Annotated in this window: 13 protein-coding genes; 6 read left to right on the top strand and 7 right to left on the bottom strand. The window is 69.9% G+C overall.

Features of this window, described 5'->3' with window-relative positions:
- Positions 1 to 71: 71 nt before the first annotated feature.
- From purH to ruvA, 3 genes are all read left to right on the top strand, one after another.
- Entirely contained in the window at positions 72 to 1661 is a 1590-nt protein-coding gene (gene purH, locus AC1IQ6_RS22970; RefSeq protein ID WP_102775572.1) for a bifunctional phosphoribosylaminoimidazolecarboxamide formyltransferase/IMP cyclohydrolase, read from the top strand.
- Positions 1661 to 2209, top strand: a complete 549-nt coding sequence (gene ruvC / locus AC1IQ6_RS22975) for a crossover junction endodeoxyribonuclease RuvC (RefSeq protein ID WP_485865350.1) — start codon at positions 1661 to 1663, stop codon at positions 2207 to 2209. Before purH ends, ruvC begins: the two co-directional genes overlap by 1 nt.
- Positions 2210 to 2321: 112 nt before the next feature.
- Complete coding sequence (ruvA, locus tag AC1IQ6_RS22980; protein WP_102775570.1) at positions 2322 to 2894, top strand: Holliday junction branch migration protein RuvA; 573 nt, start codon at positions 2322 to 2324, stop codon at positions 2892 to 2894.
- Between the two features lie 39 nt (positions 2895 to 2933).
- On the opposite strand, the gene AC1IQ6_RS22985 is transcribed toward ruvA, so the two are convergent.
- From AC1IQ6_RS22985 to AC1IQ6_RS23005, 5 genes are all read right to left on the bottom strand, one after another.
- Positions 2934 to 3842 (bottom strand): complex I NDUFA9 subunit family protein, encoded by a 909-nt coding sequence (locus tag AC1IQ6_RS22985; RefSeq protein WP_102775569.1) that lies wholly within the window; start codon positions 3840 to 3842, stop codon positions 2934 to 2936.
- A 104-nt stretch (positions 3843 to 3946) separates the two neighbouring features.
- Positions 3947 to 4912: a threo-3-hydroxy-L-aspartate ammonia-lyase gene (locus tag AC1IQ6_RS22990; RefSeq protein WP_102775568.1), complete on the bottom strand. Its 966-nt coding sequence runs from the start codon at positions 4910 to 4912 to the stop codon at positions 3947 to 3949.
- Positions 4913 to 4986: 74 nt separating this feature from the next.
- Positions 4987 to 6060 (bottom strand): Holliday junction branch migration DNA helicase RuvB, encoded by a 1074-nt coding sequence (ruvB, locus tag AC1IQ6_RS22995; protein ID WP_102775567.1) that lies wholly within the window; start codon positions 6058 to 6060, stop codon positions 4987 to 4989.
- 47 nt (positions 6061 to 6107) lie between these two features.
- Positions 6108 to 7634, bottom strand: coding sequence for a sensor histidine kinase RisK (risK, locus tag AC1IQ6_RS23000; protein ID WP_485865351.1), 1527 nt, complete (start codon positions 7632 to 7634; stop codon positions 6108 to 6110).
- A 12-nt stretch (positions 7635 to 7646) separates the two neighbouring features.
- On the bottom strand, positions 7647 to 8348 hold the full coding sequence (locus AC1IQ6_RS23005; RefSeq protein ID WP_102775566.1) for a response regulator: 702 nt from the start codon (positions 8346 to 8348) through the stop codon (positions 7647 to 7649).
- A 199-nt stretch (positions 8349 to 8547) separates the two neighbouring features.
- Here AC1IQ6_RS23005 and AC1IQ6_RS23010 point away from each other — a divergent pair, with 199 nt between their 5' ends.
- Both AC1IQ6_RS23010 and recQ read left to right on the top strand, forming a co-directional pair.
- Positions 8548 to 9855, top strand: coding sequence for a fimbrial protein (locus tag AC1IQ6_RS23010; protein WP_485865352.1), 1308 nt, complete (start codon positions 8548 to 8550; stop codon positions 9853 to 9855).
- 80 nt (positions 9856 to 9935) lie between these two features.
- Positions 9936 to 11765: a DNA helicase RecQ gene (gene recQ / locus AC1IQ6_RS23015; protein WP_485865353.1), complete on the top strand. Its 1830-nt coding sequence runs from the start codon at positions 9936 to 9938 to the stop codon at positions 11763 to 11765.
- 332 nt (positions 11766 to 12097) lie between these two features.
- Here the strand turns inward: recQ and AC1IQ6_RS23020 are convergent, their stop codons facing one another.
- Both AC1IQ6_RS23020 and AC1IQ6_RS23025 read right to left on the bottom strand, forming a co-directional pair.
- Positions 12098 to 13150 (bottom strand): cytochrome d ubiquinol oxidase subunit II, encoded by a 1053-nt coding sequence (locus tag AC1IQ6_RS23020; protein WP_102775563.1) that lies wholly within the window; start codon positions 13148 to 13150, stop codon positions 12098 to 12100.
- The gene (locus tag AC1IQ6_RS23025) at positions 13147 to 14490 is read right to left on the bottom strand and encodes a cytochrome ubiquinol oxidase subunit I (RefSeq protein ID WP_479730469.1); all 1344 of its coding nucleotides are present in this window, start codon (positions 14488 to 14490) and stop codon (positions 13147 to 13149) included. The genes AC1IQ6_RS23020 and AC1IQ6_RS23025 overlap by 4 nt, the downstream gene beginning before the upstream one ends.
- 136 nt (positions 14491 to 14626) lie before the next feature.
- On the opposite strand from AC1IQ6_RS23025, the gene AC1IQ6_RS23030 reads away from it, so the two are divergent.
- Positions 14627 to 16393 carry a glutamine--tRNA ligase/YqeY domain fusion protein gene (locus AC1IQ6_RS23030; protein ID WP_485865354.1) on the top strand — a complete coding sequence of 589 codons (1767 nt, stop codon included), beginning with the start codon at positions 14627 to 14629 and terminating at the stop codon, positions 16391 to 16393.
- Positions 16394 to 16425 lie beyond the last annotated feature (32 nt).

Here is a 16425-nt window from a genome sequence, read left to right on the forward strand (position 1 = left end):
CGCCCGCTCCTTCAAGATTTCCCATCTGACCAGAACGAGAAAGGCGTCCCGCCCCACTCCCGTCCCTCACCATGAAAATCGAAACCGCCCTGCTTTCGGTGTCCGACAAGACCGGCATCGTTGAATTTGCCCGCGCGCTGGCCGCGCGCGGCGTGCGCCTGCTGTCGACCGGCGGCACCGCCAAGCTGCTGGCCGACTCCGGCCTGACCGTCACCGAAGTGGCCGCCCACACCGGCTCGCCCGAGATCCTGGACGGCCGCGTCAAGACGCTGCATCCCAAGATCCACGGCGGCCTGCTGGCGCGCCGCGACAGCGCCGAGCACATGGACACCATCAAGGCGGCGGGCATCGATCGCATCGACATGCTGGTGGTCAACCTGTATCCGTTCCGCGAAACCGTGGCCAAGCCGGACTGCACCTTCGCCGACGCGGTCGAGAACATCGACATCGGCGGCCCGGCCATGCTGCGCGCGGCGGCCAAGAACCACGGCACCGAAGCCGGCGGCGTGACGGTGGTGATCGACCCGGTCGACTACTCGCGCGTGCTGGCCGAAATGGACCAGGGCGGCGCCACCTCCTACGGCCTGCGCCTGGCGCTGGCCGCCAAGGTCTACGCCCACACCGCCGCCTACGACGGCGCCATCGCCGCCTACCTCAGCAGCCTGGCCGACGCCGAGCCCAAGCAGGACGCCGTGCCGGCGCGCAACGAATGGCCGGGCACGCTGACGCTGCAGGTCAAGCAGGAGCAGGCGCTGCGCTACGGCGAGAACCCCCACCAGACCGCCGCCTTCTACGTCGACGCACAGCGTCCGGCCGGCCTGCTGGGCAACTACCGCCAGCTGCAGGGCAAGGAACTCTCGTACAACAACATCGCCGACGCCGACGCCGCCTGGGAATGCTCGCGCAGCTTCGAGGCCCCGGCCTGCGTCATCGTCAAGCACGCCAACCCCTGCGGCGTGGCGGTCGCGGCCGACACGCTGGGCGCGTACCAGCAGGCCTTCAAGACCGACCCCACCTCGGCCTTCGGCGGCATCATCGCCTTCAACCGCCCGGTCGACGCGGCCACGGCCGAAGCCGTCAGCTCGCAGTTCCTGGAAGTGCTGCTGGCGCCGGCCTATGACGGCGCCGCGCTGGCCATCCTGGCGGCCAAGAAGAACGTGCGCGTGCTGGAAGTGCCGATGGGCACGGGCCAGAACGCCTTCGACGTCAAGCGCGTGGGCGGCGGCTGGCTGGTGCAGAGCCCGGACGCCTACAACGTGCCGCGCGACGCGCTCAAGGTAGTCACCAAGCGCCAACCCACCGAGCAGGAAATGAACGACCTGGCCTTCGCCTGGAAGGTCGCCAAGTACGTCAAGTCCAACGCCATCGTGTTTGTCGGCGGCGGCATGACGCTGGGCGTGGGCGCCGGACAGATGAGCCGCATCGACTCGGCCCGCATCGCCTCGATCAAGGCGGAAAACGCCGGCCTGACCCTGAAGGGCTCGGCCGTGGCCTCGGACGCCTTCTTCCCCTTCCGCGACGGCCTGGACGTGGTGGTGGCGGCGGGCGCGACCTGCGTGATCCAGCCCGGCGGCAGCGTGCGCGACGACGAAGTGATCGCGGCGGCCGACGAGCACGGCATCGCCATGGTGCTGACCGGCACCCGCCACTTCCGCCACTGATGCGCGTCCTCGGCATCGATCCCGGCCTGCGCCGCACCGGCTTCGGTGTGATCGATGCCGACGGCTCGCGGCTGCGCTACGTCGCCAGCGGGACCATCGTGGTCCCGCCGGCGCTGTCCCTGCCCGAACGTCTCAAGGTCATCCTGGACAATCTGCGCGAGGTCGCGCGCGACACGCGGCCCGACGTGGCCGCGCTGGAAATCATCTTCCTCAACACCAACCCGGCCTCCACCCTGCTGCTGGGCCAGGCGCGCGGCGCGGCCCTGTGCGCGCTGGCCGACAGCTCGCTGGCGGTGCACGAATACACCGCGCTGCAGATCAAGAAAGCCGTGGTCGGCACCGGCCGCGCCGCCAAGGAGCAGGTGCAGATGATGGTGCAGCACCTGCTGGCGCTGGACGGCGCGCCCTCGCCCGACTCGGCCGACGCGCTGGCCTGCGCGATCTGCCACGCCCACGTCGGCCCCCTCCAGGACAAGCTCGACCGCCTGGGCGGCGCCCTGCACATGGGCGGCAAGACCCGCATCCGCAACGGCCGCCTGCTGGGCTAGGGCCTGTGCGTGGCTCCTTTTAGTGTGAACAGGCCCTAGCGCCCAGCGTATAGAATCCCCGCATTCGCCGCGCATCGCGCGCGGTTCCACTCTTGCCAGGCCTGCCATCACCATGATCGGACGCATCACCGGAACCCTGATCGAAAAACTTCCGCCCACCATCTGCGTGGACGTGGGCGGTCTGGGCTATGACATCGACGTGCCCATGAGCACGCTGTACGCCCTGCCGGACAACGGCGCGCGCGTCACGCTCTACACCCACCTGACCGTGCGCGAGGACGCCCACATCCTGTACGGCTTCGCCACCGCCGGCGAACGCAGCGCGTTCCGCGAACTCATCAAGGTCAGCGGCATCGGCGCGCGCACCGCGCTGGCGGTCCTGTCGGGGCTGTCGGTGGCCGACCTGGCCCAGGCCATCACCCTGCAGGAATCCGGACGCCTGACCCGCGTGCCCGGCATCGGCAAGAAAACCGCCGAACGCCTGCTGCTGGAAATGCGCGGCAAGCTCGGCGCCGACATCGGCGCGACCCCGCACGCCGCGCCCGACAGCCAGTCGGACATCCTGAACGCGCTGCTGGCGCTGGGCTACTCCGAGAAGGAATCGCTGTCGGCGCTGAAGACCCTGCCAGAAGGCGTGGGCGTGTCCGACGGGATCAAGCAGGCGCTCAAGGCATTGGTGCGCTGAGCGGGGCCCGCCGCGAAAGACCGCGGTTTGCGCCGCCCGTCACAGATACCGCGGCGCGACGGCTTCCAGGCCGGTCGGCACCACGTGCAGCTCGGGCGCTATCGGCCCGCCGCAGACGTTGTCGCGGCGCAGGGAGTCCAGGTTGTCGCGCGACATCAGCGGCGTGCCGGGCAGGCATTCGAACAGCATGGCCTGCATGCGGCCCACGCCCATCGGCATGTTGAGCACCGGCCGCGGATGGCCGCTCCAGGCGGCGCACAGGCGCGCGATCTCGCCCAGCGTATAGACCTGCGGGCCGCCCAGTTCATAGGTCTTGCCGCGGGCGCCGGGGTCGCGCAGCGCCGCCATCAGCGCGGCCACCACGTCGCCCACGTACACCGGCTGCATGCGCACGTGGGCGCCGGCCAGCGGCAGCACCGGCAGCCAGCGCGCCAGCCGGGCGAACATATTGGTGAACTGGTCGTCGGGGCCGAACACGACGGAGGGACGGAAGATGGTCCAGCCGCCTTCGCGCCAGCCGGCGAATTCCTGCTTGATGGCGGCCTCGCCATCGCCCTTGGAGCGCTGGTACATGCTGTCGCCCTGCGGGTCGGCGCCCAGCGCGCTGACGTGCAGCAGGCGCGGCACGCCCTGGCGGCGGCAGGCCTGCGCGATGCGCTGCGGCAGCAGCACGTGCGCCCGCGCGAAGTCCGAGCCATAGGGCCGGCCTGAATTGCCATGCAGGATGCCCACCAGGTTGACGACCGCGTCGCAGCCGCGCGCCAGCGCGTCCAGCGTGGCGTCGTCGTGGACGTCGCGTTCGAGCAGGGTGACGGTGGGGAAGATCTGCAGATCGCGCCCACGGCTGAAACGGCGGGTGGGCACGATGATTTGTTGCGGCTGCGCGCTGAGCCGCGCGATCAGGTGGCGACCGATGAAACCGGTGCCGCCAATGACAAGAATACGCATGCGCAGCCCCTGTTCGTCAGGATTCAGCCCCGATTCTGCCCTGCACGGGCGACAACCGCAAGCGCGCATCGGCGGCCGGCCGCGCCGGCCGCCGCCGGCGTGCGTCAGCCCGCCAGCAGTCTGGCGTAGGCCGGGAGATCGACGTTGCCGCCGCTGATGATCACCCCGACCCGGGCGCCGCGCACCGGCACCACGTTCTGCATCACCGCGGACGCGCCCAGGCAGCCGGTGGGCTCGACCACCATCTTCATGCGTTCCGCGAAGAATTTCATGGTGGCGACCAGCTGCTCGTCGGTCACCGTGACGATGTCGCGCACGTGCTTCTGGATCAGCGGGAAGGTCAGATTGCCCAGGTGCGTGGTGGCGGCGCCGTCGGCCAGGGTCTTGGGCGCCGGAATGCGGACGACTTCACCCTTGCGCAGGGACTGCTGGCCGTCGTTGCCGGCCTCGGGCTCGACCCCGTAGACCAGGCAGCGCGGGCTCAGCGCGTAGGCGGACAAGGCCGAGCCGGCCAGCAGCCCGCCGCCGCCCAGGCAGACGAACAGATAGTCCAGCTCGCCCACGTCCTCGAACAGCTCCTTGGCCGCGGTGCCCTGGCCGGCGATGACATCGGCGTGGTCGTAGGGCGGGATCAGCGTGGCGCCGGTCTCGGCCTGGATGCGGCGCGCGATGGCCTCGCGGTCCTCGGTGTAGCGGTCGTAGGTGACGATCTTGCCGCCGTAGCCCTCGGTGGCGGCGCGCTTGGCCGCCGGCGCGTCCAGCGGCATGATGATGGTGGCCTGCACGCCCTGCAGCCTGGAGGCCAGCGCGATGGCCTGGGCATGGTTGCCCGACGAGAACGTGACCACGCCCGCGGCCCGCTGTTCGGGCGTCAGGCGCGCGATCGCGTTGTAGCCGCCGCGGAACTTGAAGGCGCCCATGCGCTGGAAGTTCTCGCACTTGAAGAACAGCGAGGCGCCGCTGATCGCGTCGGCGGTGGCCGAGGTCAGCACCGGCGTGCGGTGCGCGTTGCCGGCCAGGCGCTCGCTGGCGCGCGCGACGTCGTCGTAAGAGGGCAATTCGGGCTGCATGGGGAATCGGTCCTTGAAGGGAAACGGAACCCCAGGATGATAAACCCGCCGCCGCCCCTCGGGCGCGGGCGGGCCTATTTGCCGAACAGGTCGCCCGATCCGCTGGCGCTGCCGGCCGGCGGGGTCAGCCCCAGGTGGCGCCAGGTCGTCAGCGTGGCCGTGCGTCCGCGCGGCGTGCGCTGCAGGTAGCCGTGCTGGATCAGGTAGGGTTCGATCACGTCCTCGATGGTGTCGCGCTCTTCGCCGATGGCCGCGGCCAGGCTGTCCACGCCCACGGGGCCGCCGTCGAACTTGTGGACGATGGCTTCGAGCAGCTTGCGGTCCATCAGGTCCAGCCCCTGCGGGTCGACTTCCAGCATGGCCAGCGCGCGGCCGGCCACGTCCGCGTCGATGATGCCGCCGGCCTTGACCTCGGCGTAGTCGCGCACGCGGCGCAGCAGCCGGTTGGCGATGCGCGGCGTGCCGCGGGCGCGGCGCGCCACCTCGGCCGCGCCTTCCGGCGTGATGCCGGCGTTGAGCAGGCCGGCGCTGCGCGTGACGATGCGGCCCAGGTCGGCGGCGTCGTAGAACTCCAGCCGCGAGACGATGCCGAAGCGGTCGCGCAGCGGATTGGTCAGCATGCCGGCGCGCGTGGTCGCGCCCACCAGCGTGAAGGGCTGCAGGTCCAGCTTGACGCTGCGCGCGGCCGGCCCTTCGCCGATCAGGATGTCGATCTGGAAGTCCTCCAGCGCCGGATAGAGGATTTCCTCGACCACGGGCGACAGGCGGTGGATCTCGTCGATGAAGAGGACGTCGTTCTTTTCGAGATTGGTCAGCAGCGCGGCCAGGTCGCCCGGGCGCTCCAGCACCGGGCCGGAGGTCTGGCGCAGCTGCACGCCCATTTCATGGGCGATGATGTGGGCCAGCGTGGTCTTGCCCAGGCCCGGCGGGCCGAACAGCAGCACGTGGTCCAGCGCCTCGCCGCGCTTTCTGGCGGCGGCGATGAAGATTTCGAGCTGTTCGCGGGCGCGCTGCTGCCCCACGTACTCGTCCAGGGCCTTGGGCCGCAGCGCGCGTTCGATCGACTCCTCGTTGGGAGATACCGGCTGCGGCGCCACGATACGGGGGGCGTCGGGGCGGGAGGAAAGCGAATCGGACTGGATGGCCATGGTGCGGAAACGGCAAAGGACGAAGCAGGATGCATCGTACCGTAACCCTAGGCGGTTTCCGACAGGGGCAGCCGCACCCGCACGCACAGGCCGCCGGAATCGGCCGCGCGCAGCTCCAGTGAGCCGCCGTGGGCGCGCGCGATGGCCTCGGCCAGGGCCAGGCCCAGCCCGACGCTGCCGGTGCGCGTGCGCGCGTCGTCGAGCCGGCTGAACGGGCGCAGCGCCTCGCGGCGGCGCTCCGGCGCGATGCCGGCGCCGTGGTCCGCCACGTCCAGCACCGCGTAGCGCCCTTCGCGGCTCAGCGTCACGTCGACCGGCGGCGCGCCGTGGTTCAGGGCGTTGCCGATCAGGTTGTCCAGCAGCCGGCCCAGCGCCACCGCGTCGGCCTGCACCACCAGCGCCGCGTCGTCGTCGGCGCCGTTGCGCAGGCGGATGTCGGTGCCCGCCCCCTGCCAGGCGCCCACGCGCTCGATCAGCCAGTCGCCCAGCACCATCGAGGCGTAGCGGTAGGCGGCCGGGTCGGTTCCGCGCACGAAGCCGATGAACTGGTCGACCATGTGCTGCATGTCCTGCAGGTCGGCGCGCAGGCCTTCCTTGAGCTTGGAATCGTCGGCCAGCTCGATGCGCAGCCACATCCGCGACAGCGGCCCCTTGAGGTCGTGCGGCAGGCCGGACAGCAGCGTGCGGCGCACCGAATCGGATTCGGCCAGCGCGTCCAGCATGGCGTTGAAGCGCTCGCCCAGCACCCGCGTCTCGTGCGGCCCCGAGGGGTCGACCCGCTGCGGCTGCCCCGCGGCCAGCCGGTCGGCGGCGTCGGCCAGCCGCGTGATCGGGCGCGTGATGTGCCAGGAAAAACCCACGGCCAGGAGCAGCAGCAGGCCCAGCCCGCCCAGCCAGGCGGCGATGAAGGGCGTGGTCACGGGCGGGTCGAGCCGGTCCAGCGGGATCACCAGCCACTCGCGCAGACGCGGCACGTCCTCGGTGTTGGAATTGGGGGCCAGCGAAATGAAGATTTCCGGCGTGGGCCCGCGCGACAGGGCCACGCGCGTGCCGTCGTTGAGCCGCTCGTTGAGCTGCTGCACCAGCCCGCGCAGGTCCTGGCGGATGTCGTCCGGCTCGGGCTTGTGGCGCCGCCTGAACTCCTGCTCCGCGCGGCGTTCTTCGCGGTCGTCGTCGCGCACTTCGGGCGGCGGCGGCGCCGGCGGGCCGTGCAGCTGCGGATCGGCCGACGGCGGCGTGGGCGCGGGCTTGGGCGGCGGCTTGGCGCGGCGGCCGTTGAAACGCTGCAGCTTGGCTTCCGCCGGCAGCACGCGCGACCACAGGCGCCACTGGTTCTGCGAGGCCGTGCGCACGAAATCGGCGCGTTCGTCGGCCGGCACCTGCGACACGGCGGCCCGCAGCGTGCGGATGGTGGTGACGATGTAGCCGATCGCCACCTCTTCCATGAACTTGTGGCGGAAGTAGGACACCGTCACCAGCGTGGCCGCCTGCGTCAGCAGCACCGCGCCCAGGATCAGCAGGATCAGCCTCGCCCGTAGCGAGCGCGGCATCAGGAAACCGGGAGAAAAGCGCATCGGGACGGGGCTCTAGGGCGAAAACCGGTAGCCGATGCCCCAGACCGTCTGGATCCAGCGCGGCTGCTTGGGATCGTCCTCGATCACGCGGCGCAGGCGCAGGATGGCGATGTCGATGGCGCGGTCGTTGCGTTCGCCGGCGTCGTCGTCGCGCGCCAGGGCCAGCAGGCGTTCGCGCGACAAGGGCTTGCCGGCATTGCGCACCAGCGCTTCGAGCAGGTTGATCTCGCCGCCCGTCAGCTTGACCACGGTGCCGTCGCGCGAGAGCTGGCGCGTGGACGGATCGAACAGGAACGGGCCGAACGAGACCGGCGCGTCCTTGGTCAGGGCGGACGGGCCGCGCTTGCGGCGCAGCACGGCCTCGATGCGGGCCAGCAGTTCGCGCGGATCGAAAGGCTTGCCGACGTAATCGTCGGCGCCGGCCTCCAGGCCGATGATGCGGTCCACCGCCTCGTCGCGGGCGGTCAGCAGGATGACGGGGATGTCCTCGCCCTGTTCGCGCAGGCGGCGACAGGCGTCGGCGCCGTCGCCGCCGGGCAGCATGCGGTCGAGCACCAGCAGGTCGGGCGCGTAACGGGTGATGCGGGCCGACAGGTCGGTGGCGTCGGGCGCCAGCAGCGTGTCGTAGCCGTGCCGGTTCAGGTAGTCGGCAAGCAGCTGCCGCAGGGCCGGATCGTCGTCGACGACCAGCAGCTTGGTGTGGGGATTGTCCATGGATGCCATAGTGGGGCGCGGCGCGTCGGGCCGCAAGAGGCAGGAAATCAACTGAAATATACCTGTTGCACGATGTAGAACGCCGTTTCCGGCGCTTTTATCGGAAGCCGATCGAGGCGATAAAATGAATCCTGCCCAGCCGCGGACAGCCCATGAACGTTCACAGCATCCGCGGCGCTCCCTTTCTACACTGGTTCCTATGCCCGCCCCTGCATTCTTCCGGCGAAACTGGCTGCTGCGCGCAATCCTGGCCGCAGCCGCGCTGGGCCCGCTGCCGGCCGCTGCCGGCAGCGCGGCGGACGCCCTGCTGCCCGCGTCCGGCACGCCGGCCGGCTGGGTGCGCGGCATCGGCGCGCTGGCGCCGGTCCAGACCATCCCCGTGCGTCCCGCGCCCGCCATCGGCGCGCGCGCGGTGCCGCTGGACCCCTCCCCCTGCGATCTGCAGACCCTGGAACCCGCCATCGACACCCGCGTGCACGGCGGCGGCGACGGCCAGACGCCGGAACTGAGCATTCCCGGCACCGGGGCCGAGCTGTCGGGCGACGTCCGGCCGCCGGCGGTCGACTGCCGCGCCCTCACCGCCCCCGAGGAGCCCGCGCCCGACTACTCCTTCGCGCTGGAGGAAGGCGACATTCCCGTGGTGGTGATCTCGGGTGTGGCGCGCCCGTCCCGGCCCTGGTTCGCCTCGGTCAGCGGCCAGGACGGCCTGCGCTATGGCGGCAGCCGCAACTGGGTCTACCGCAACACGGCCGGCCCCTCCATCGCAGTCGGCAACGTCACCGCCGCCGCCCCGGCCTGGGGCAGCGGCGCCCCCGTGGGCGGGCTGCAGATCTCGAACTGGGCCGGGACGGGCCCCACCATCGCCGAAGGCGCCTTCGGCTATTCCTCGTCCGTGGGCCTGCTCAACAACATGGACCCGGCGGCGCGCTCGGGCGCCGTCGACTACGGGGCCTCGGCAGGCAGCGGCAGCGTGCGCTACGGCCTCACGCCGGCCCTCACCCTGGAAGGCCAGATGCAGAGTGCGCCTTCGCTCACCACCCGCGGCATGGGCACCACCTACGCCGCCGGCGAATACGGCACCTTCCAGGCCGGGGCCACGCAAAGCTCGTTCGACGCGGTCAACGCCTGGCGCTACCGCTTCGGCTACAACGTGGAGGTGGCCAACCTGGTCCACCTGGGCTATACGGCCGAACAGGTGGGCGCGGGTTTCGGCGACCTGTCCATGTATGCCGACGGCGCGGCCGCCACGGGCCAGACCCGCAACACGCTGTCGGCGGGCGTCCCCATTTCGGGCTGGGGCACCTTCAGCGGCACCTATTCGGGCCTGCGCGAAGGCTCGACCCAGGCCGAACAGCGCGTCGGGCTGTCGCACAGCATGTTCGTGGCGCCCAAGGTCCAGCTGGCCGTCGGCGCCGACCGCGACATCCTGTCGGGCGACTACGAGTGGCGCGCCAACCTCAGCATGCCGGTCGACACCTTCATGCGCGGCACCTGGCTGAACTGGTAGCGGACGGAAATCTCCCTGGCGCGACGGGCCGCGGGATTTGGGGCTTAAAATCCCTGCCATGATGCTTCCGGCCTACCCCCATGTCTGACGCGCGCGCCCTCAGCGTATTGCAGCGCGTTTTCGGTTACGAATCCTTCCGCGGCGACCAGCAAGCCATTGTCGATCAGGTGATCGGCGGCGGCGACGCGCTGGTGCTCATGCCCACCGGCGGCGGCAAATCGCTCTGCTACCAGGTGCCCTCGCTGGTGCGCGAAGGCACCGGCATCGTGGTGTCGCCGCTCATCGCCCTGATGCAGGACCAGGTCGACGCCCTGACCGAACTGGGCGTGCGCGCCGCCTACCTGAACTCCACCCAGGAATGGCGCGTGGCCCGCGAGGTCGAACAGGCCTTCCTGGCCGGCGAGCTGGATCTGCTCTACGTGGCGCCCGAACGCCTGCTGACCGACCGCTGCCTGCAATTGCTGGAACGCGGCCGCATCGCGCTGTTCGCCATCGACGAGGCCCACTGCGTGTCCCAATGGGGCCACGACTTCCGGCCGGAATACCTGGGCCTGTCGATGCTGCACGAGCGCTGGCCCGACGTGCCGCGCATCGCGCTTACCGCGACCGCCACCGACGCCACCCGCCGCGAAATCGCGCAGCGCCTGTCGCTGGACGAGGCGCGCCACTTCGTCGCCAGCTTCGACCGCCCCAACATCCGCTACCGCATCGTCGAGAAAAACGAGGTACGCAAGCAGCTGCTGGACCTGATCCGCACCGAACACGAAGGCGAATCGGGCGTGGTCTACTGCCTGTCGCGCGCGCGGGTGGAAGAGACCGCCGAATTCCTGTGCAACCAGGGCGTGGACGCCATGCCCTACCACGCCGGGCTCAGCGCACAGGTGCGCGCGGCCAACCAGGCGCGCTTCCTGCGCGAGGACGGCGTGGTCATGGTGGCCACCATCGCCTTCGGCATGGGCATCGACAAGCCCGACGTGCGCTTCGTCGCGCACATCGACCTGCCCAAGTCCGTGGAAGGCTATTACCAGGAAACCGGCCGCGCCGGCCGCGACGGCCTGCCCGCCACCGCCTGGCTGGCCTACGGCCTGCAGGACGTGGTGCAGCAGCGCCGCATGATCGACGAATCGCCCGGCGACGACGCCTACCGCCGGCGCCTGGGCCAGCAGCTCGACGCCATGCTGGGGCTGTGCGAAACCGTGGAATGCCGGCGCGTGCGGCTGCTGGCCTACTTCGGCCAGCAGATCACGGCCTGCGGCAACTGCGACGTCTGCCTCGACCCGCCCCAGGCCTGGGACGGCACCATCGCGGCGCAGAAAGTGCTGTCGGCCGTCTACCGGCTATGGAAGGAACGCGGCCAGCGCTACGGCGCCGGCCACATCATCGACATCCTGCGCGGCAAGGTCACCGACCGCACCAGGCAGCACGGCCATGAAACCCTGAGCGTCTTCGGCGTGGGCGCCGACCTCAGCGACACCGCATGGCGCGGCGTGCTGCGCCAGCTGCTGGCGCAGGGCCTGCTGACCGTGGACAACGAAGGCTACGGCACGCTGGCCCTGACCGAAGGCAGCCGCGCCGTGCTCAAGGGCGAGCGCCAGCTGATGCTGCGCCGCGAATCGGAAAAGAAACCGCGCTCGGGCAAGACCGGCAGCGGCCGCCCCAAGGCCGCCGCCATCGACCTGCCGCCCGAACTGCAGCCCGTCTTCGAAGCCTTGCGCGCCTGGCGCGGCGAAGTGGCCAAGAGCCACGGCGTGCCGGCCTACGTCATCTTCCACGACGCCACGCTGCGCGAAATCGCGCTGGCCCAGCCCGACTCCATGGACGCGCTGAGCCACATCAGCGGCGTGGGCGCGCGCAAGCTGGAAGCCTACGGCGAGGAAATCCTGCAGCGGGTGTCCAGGCCGATCGTTTGATGAGGGTGTGGTTGGCGGGGGGCCGTAGGATGGGTGCAGCGCGAGAATTCTTAAGCAAGAACTCAGCTGTCGAGCGCGCGTAACCCATCAGGCGGCGCAAGCCGCCGCTTTTCGAGGCAAGAGACAAATGCCGGCTTGCGCCGGCCGATGGGTTCCGCGCGCTGGAGGCCCGCGTCCTTTTCCAAATCCCCTCGCGCTGCACCCATCCTACGCAAGCATCACGGCCGGCATCACCGTCGGCATCACGGCCGGCATCACCGTCGACATCACGGCCAGCATCCCAGTCGGCATCCCGGCCCGCATCAAATCGGCATCACGGCCGCCCCCACCCCTCACGCCGGCGGCGGCAGCAGCGGCACCGGCGGGCGTTCCTTGCCGAACACCGAGCGGTAGGCCAGGATGTTGAACACCAGCACCACCGGCACGCCCACGACCGCGCCGGCCAGGACCAGCCGCATCGAGCCCAGCGCGCCCGCGCCGTCCCAGATCGTCATGTCGTCCAGGATCAGATAGGGGAACAGGCTGTAGGCCAGGCCGCTCAGCATCAGCAGGAACAGGGCCACGCACAGCACGAAGGGCAGCCAGCTGAAACGGTCCGCCTTGCCGGGCAGCCGCGCCAGCAGCATTTCGGCCGCGACGAAGCCGGCCAGCATCAGCACCCAGACCGTGGCGGCCACGCTCAGGTGGGCGATGTTGCTCCATTTGTAGAAGATGCCGGCGTTGGCCAGCCCCAGCGTCACCGCGATCGACACCATGCCCACCGCCGTCCAGCGGATGGCGTGGCGCGCCCAGTTGGCCGCGCGCCGCTGCAGGTCGCCGTCGACCCGCATGACCAGCCAGGCCGCGCCCAGCAGGATATAGGCCGCCACCGCGCACAGGCCCACGAACACCGAGAACCAGCCGTAGCCGGCGTCGGACTGGTAGCCGGTGGCGATGCGGCCCAGCAGCATGCCCTGGCCGAAGGCGGTGATGAGCGAGCCGGCCCAGAAGCCGAAGATCCAGCGCGGCTTCATTTCGTTGCGCGCGCGGATGCGGAATTCGAACGCCACGCTGCGCAGCACCACGCCCAGCACCATGCAGGTGAGCGGCCCGTAGAGCTTGCCCAGCACCGCGCCCCAGGCGAACGGAAAGGCCGAGGCGAACAGCCCCATGCCCAGCAGCAGCCAGAACTCGTTGGCGTCGCGCCACGGACTCAGCAGGCTCATCATGCGGCCGCGCTCGTGCTCGGGCGCGAGCTGCAGCAGGATGCCCACGCCCAGGTCGAAGCCATCGAGCACCATGCCCGCGGCGATCACCACGAACAGCAGCGCCATGAACGCCAGCGGCATCCAGAACGAGGGGTCGTCGGGATTGAGGCCTTGCGAAGCGGCCAGCATGGCGATCATGGCGCACCTCCGGCCAGCTTGCGCACCGGCACCACGCCGTAGCGCGCCGCGTGAAACAGCATGCCGGCGAATGCGGCCAGCAGCACGGCGTACAACACGCCGTAGCCGATCAGGCCGTACAGCACGGTGTTGGACGAAACCGAACCCAGCACTTCCGATTGGGTGACGGTGCCGTTGACCACGAAGGGCTGCAGCCCGATCACCGACACCCACCAGCCCGCCACCACGGCGATGCCGCCCGAGAACATCATGCCGCACACCACCCGCTGCCACCAGCGCGGCAGCGTGGACAGGTCCAGCCCGCGCCGGAACGTCCACAGAAAGGTCACGCAGGCCACGGCCAGCATCAAGAGGCCCAGCCCGGCCGCCACGCGCAGCGACAGGAAGGTGAGCGCGACCGGCGGCAGCATGCCCGAATACTTGTCCAGCCCCTGGTAGGTGCCGTCAGGATTGCGGTGCAGCCACATCCCGCCCGCATTGCGCACGGTCACGTCGGCCAGGTTGCGATGGTTGCGGGCGTCGGGCCAGCCGAACAGCACCAGCTCCGGCTCGGCGCCGCTTTCCCAGTAGCCGGCCGCCGCGGCCGCCTTGGCCGGCTGCAGCTTGGCGACCAGCTGGCCGGCGCCGGTCGCGACCGGGATCTGCAGGAAGGCGGCTACCAGCGCGACCACCAGCGCGGTCTTGAACGCGTTGCGCTCGCCGTCGCCCAGCGGGCGGCGCAGCGCCTGCAAGGCGGTCACGCCCATCATCAGGAACGAGGCGGCCAGCGCCGCGCCCACCGCCACCACGGCCATGCGCCACCCCACCGAGGGGTTCAGCACCACGGCCACCCAGTCGTAGACCTGGTAGCGGCCGTCGACCAGCAGCGCGCCGTCGGGCGTCTGCATCCAGGATTGCAGGGCCAGCACCCAGAACACCGCCACCAGCTGCCCCACCGCCACCATCAGCACGGCCATCGTGTGCGCGCCGTCGGACACGCGCCGCTGGCCGAACAGCATCACGCCCAGGAAACACGATTTCAGGATGAACACGGAAAGAATGCCGTAGCCGAGCAAGGGGCCGGCCACGTTGCCGACCTTGTCCATCAGCCCGGCCCACAGGCTGCCCAGCTGGATCAGCACGGGCACGCTGGCCGCCAGCGTCAGCACGAAGGCGAGCGCGAAGATGCGCACCCAGAAGCGGTAGGCGGCCGTCCAGCCGGGCAGGCCGGACCAGCGCGCCCGGACCTTGAAAAACAGCAGCACCCAGGCGAGCGCCAGGGAAACAGCCAGGAACAGCGCCAGGAAACTCAGGCTGGCCACGAACTGCGCGCGGGCCAGGGATAAGGTGGATATGTCCATGATGGGCCGTAGTGTAGAGCCAGTTACAAGACTGTGGGGACAGTTTGAAACCGGTTGCGCCAGCCCTGAAAAGGGATCTGCGGCGGAACATGGCAAAATTGACGCTTTGTCGCCGCTTTTTCCTATTCTTTCAAGAATGACCTCCGCCACGACGCCGACCCCCGCCGCCTCAAACTTCCTGCTGAACATCGTCCAGGACGATCTCGACGCCAACCGCTACGCTGGCAAGCGTTGGGCCGGCAAGCCTGGCCCGGCGGCGCAGCAACAGCAGGGCGGCCTGGATCCGGCCCGCATCCGCACGCGCTTTCCGCCGGAGCCCAACGGCTACCTGCACATCGGCCACGCCAAGAGCATCTGCGTGAACTTCGGGCTGGCGCGCGACTTCGGCGGCGTCTGCCACCTGCGCTTCGACGACACCAATCCCGAAAAGGAAGACCAGGAATACGTCGACGCCATCATCGAGGCCGTGCACTGGCTGGGCTTCGACTGGAAGGCCGACGGCAACGACAACCTGTATTTCGCGAGCGACTACTTCGGCTACATGTACGAGTTCGCCGAAGCGCTGATCGAGGCCGGCCATGCCTACGTCGACGAACAGAGCGCCGAGGAGATCCGCGCCAACCGCGGCACGCTGACCGAGCCCGGCGTCAACTCGCCCTGGCGCGACCGCCCGGCCGCGGAATCGCTGGCCCTGCTGCGCGAAATGCGCGATGGCAAGCATCCCGACGGCAGCCTGGTGCTGCGCGCGAAGATCAACATGGCTTCGCCCAACATCAACCTGCGCGACCCGGTCATGTACCGCGTGCGCCACGCCACCCACCACCGCACCGGCGACCAGTGGTGCATCTATCCGATGTACAGCTGGGCGCATCCGGTCGAAGACGCGCTCGAAGGCATCACGCACAGCGTCTGCACGCTGGAGTTCGAAGACCAGCGTCCGTTCTACGACTGGATCCTGGAACGCCTGGCCGAGCTGGGCAAGCTGGCCCGCCCGCTGCCGCACCAGTATGAATTCGCGCGCCTGAATCTCAGCTACGTCGTCACCAGCAAGCGCAAGCTGCTGCAGCTGGTGCGCGAAGGCTACGTGGACGGCTGGGACGACCCGCGCATGCCCACTATCTTCGGCCTGCGCCGCCGCGGCTACACGCCGTCGTCGATCCGCCTGTTCTGCGACCGCACCGCGGTTTCCAAGTCCGACTCGCGCATCGACTACAGCCTGCTCGAACAGGCCGTGCGCGACGACCTGGACCCGGTGGCCGCCCGTTCGGTGGCGGTGCTGGACCCGATCAAGCTGGTCCTCACCAACTATCCGGAAGGCCAGAGCGAGATCTGTACCGCGCCGCGCAACCCGCACGATCCGCAGGCCGGCCAGCGCGAGTTCCCGCTGTCGCGCGAGCTCTGGATCGAACGCGACGATTTCCGCGAGGAAGCCCCCAAGAAGTACTTCCGCCTGTTCCCGGGCAACACCGTGCGCCTGAAGTACGGCTACGTGGTGCGTTGCACCGGCTTCGTCAAGAACGAAGCGGGCGAGGTCGTCGAGGTCCATGCCGAGTACCTGCCCGACACCAAGAGCGGCACGCCGGGCGCCGACAGCGTCAAGGTCAAGGGCAACATCACCTGGGTCAGCGCGGCCCACGCGGTGCCCGCCCAGATCCACCTGTACGACCGGCTGTTCGCCGACCCGCGTCCCGACGCCGGCGACAAGGACTTCCTGACCTGCCTGAACCCGAATTCCAAGCAGACCGTCACGGCCTGGCTGGAACCGGGCACCGTGGCCTCGCCGGGCGCGACCTGGCAGTTCGAGCGCCTGGGCTACTTCGTGGCCGACGCCAAGGATTCCACGCCCGAGGCGCCGGTGCTCAACCGGATCGTGACCCTGCGCGACTCCTGGGCCCAGGGCTGAGGCGCCCCGGATCCGCACTGTCCGCGAAAGGC

Source organism: Achromobacter sp. MUI-25009338 (assembly GCF_057359325.1).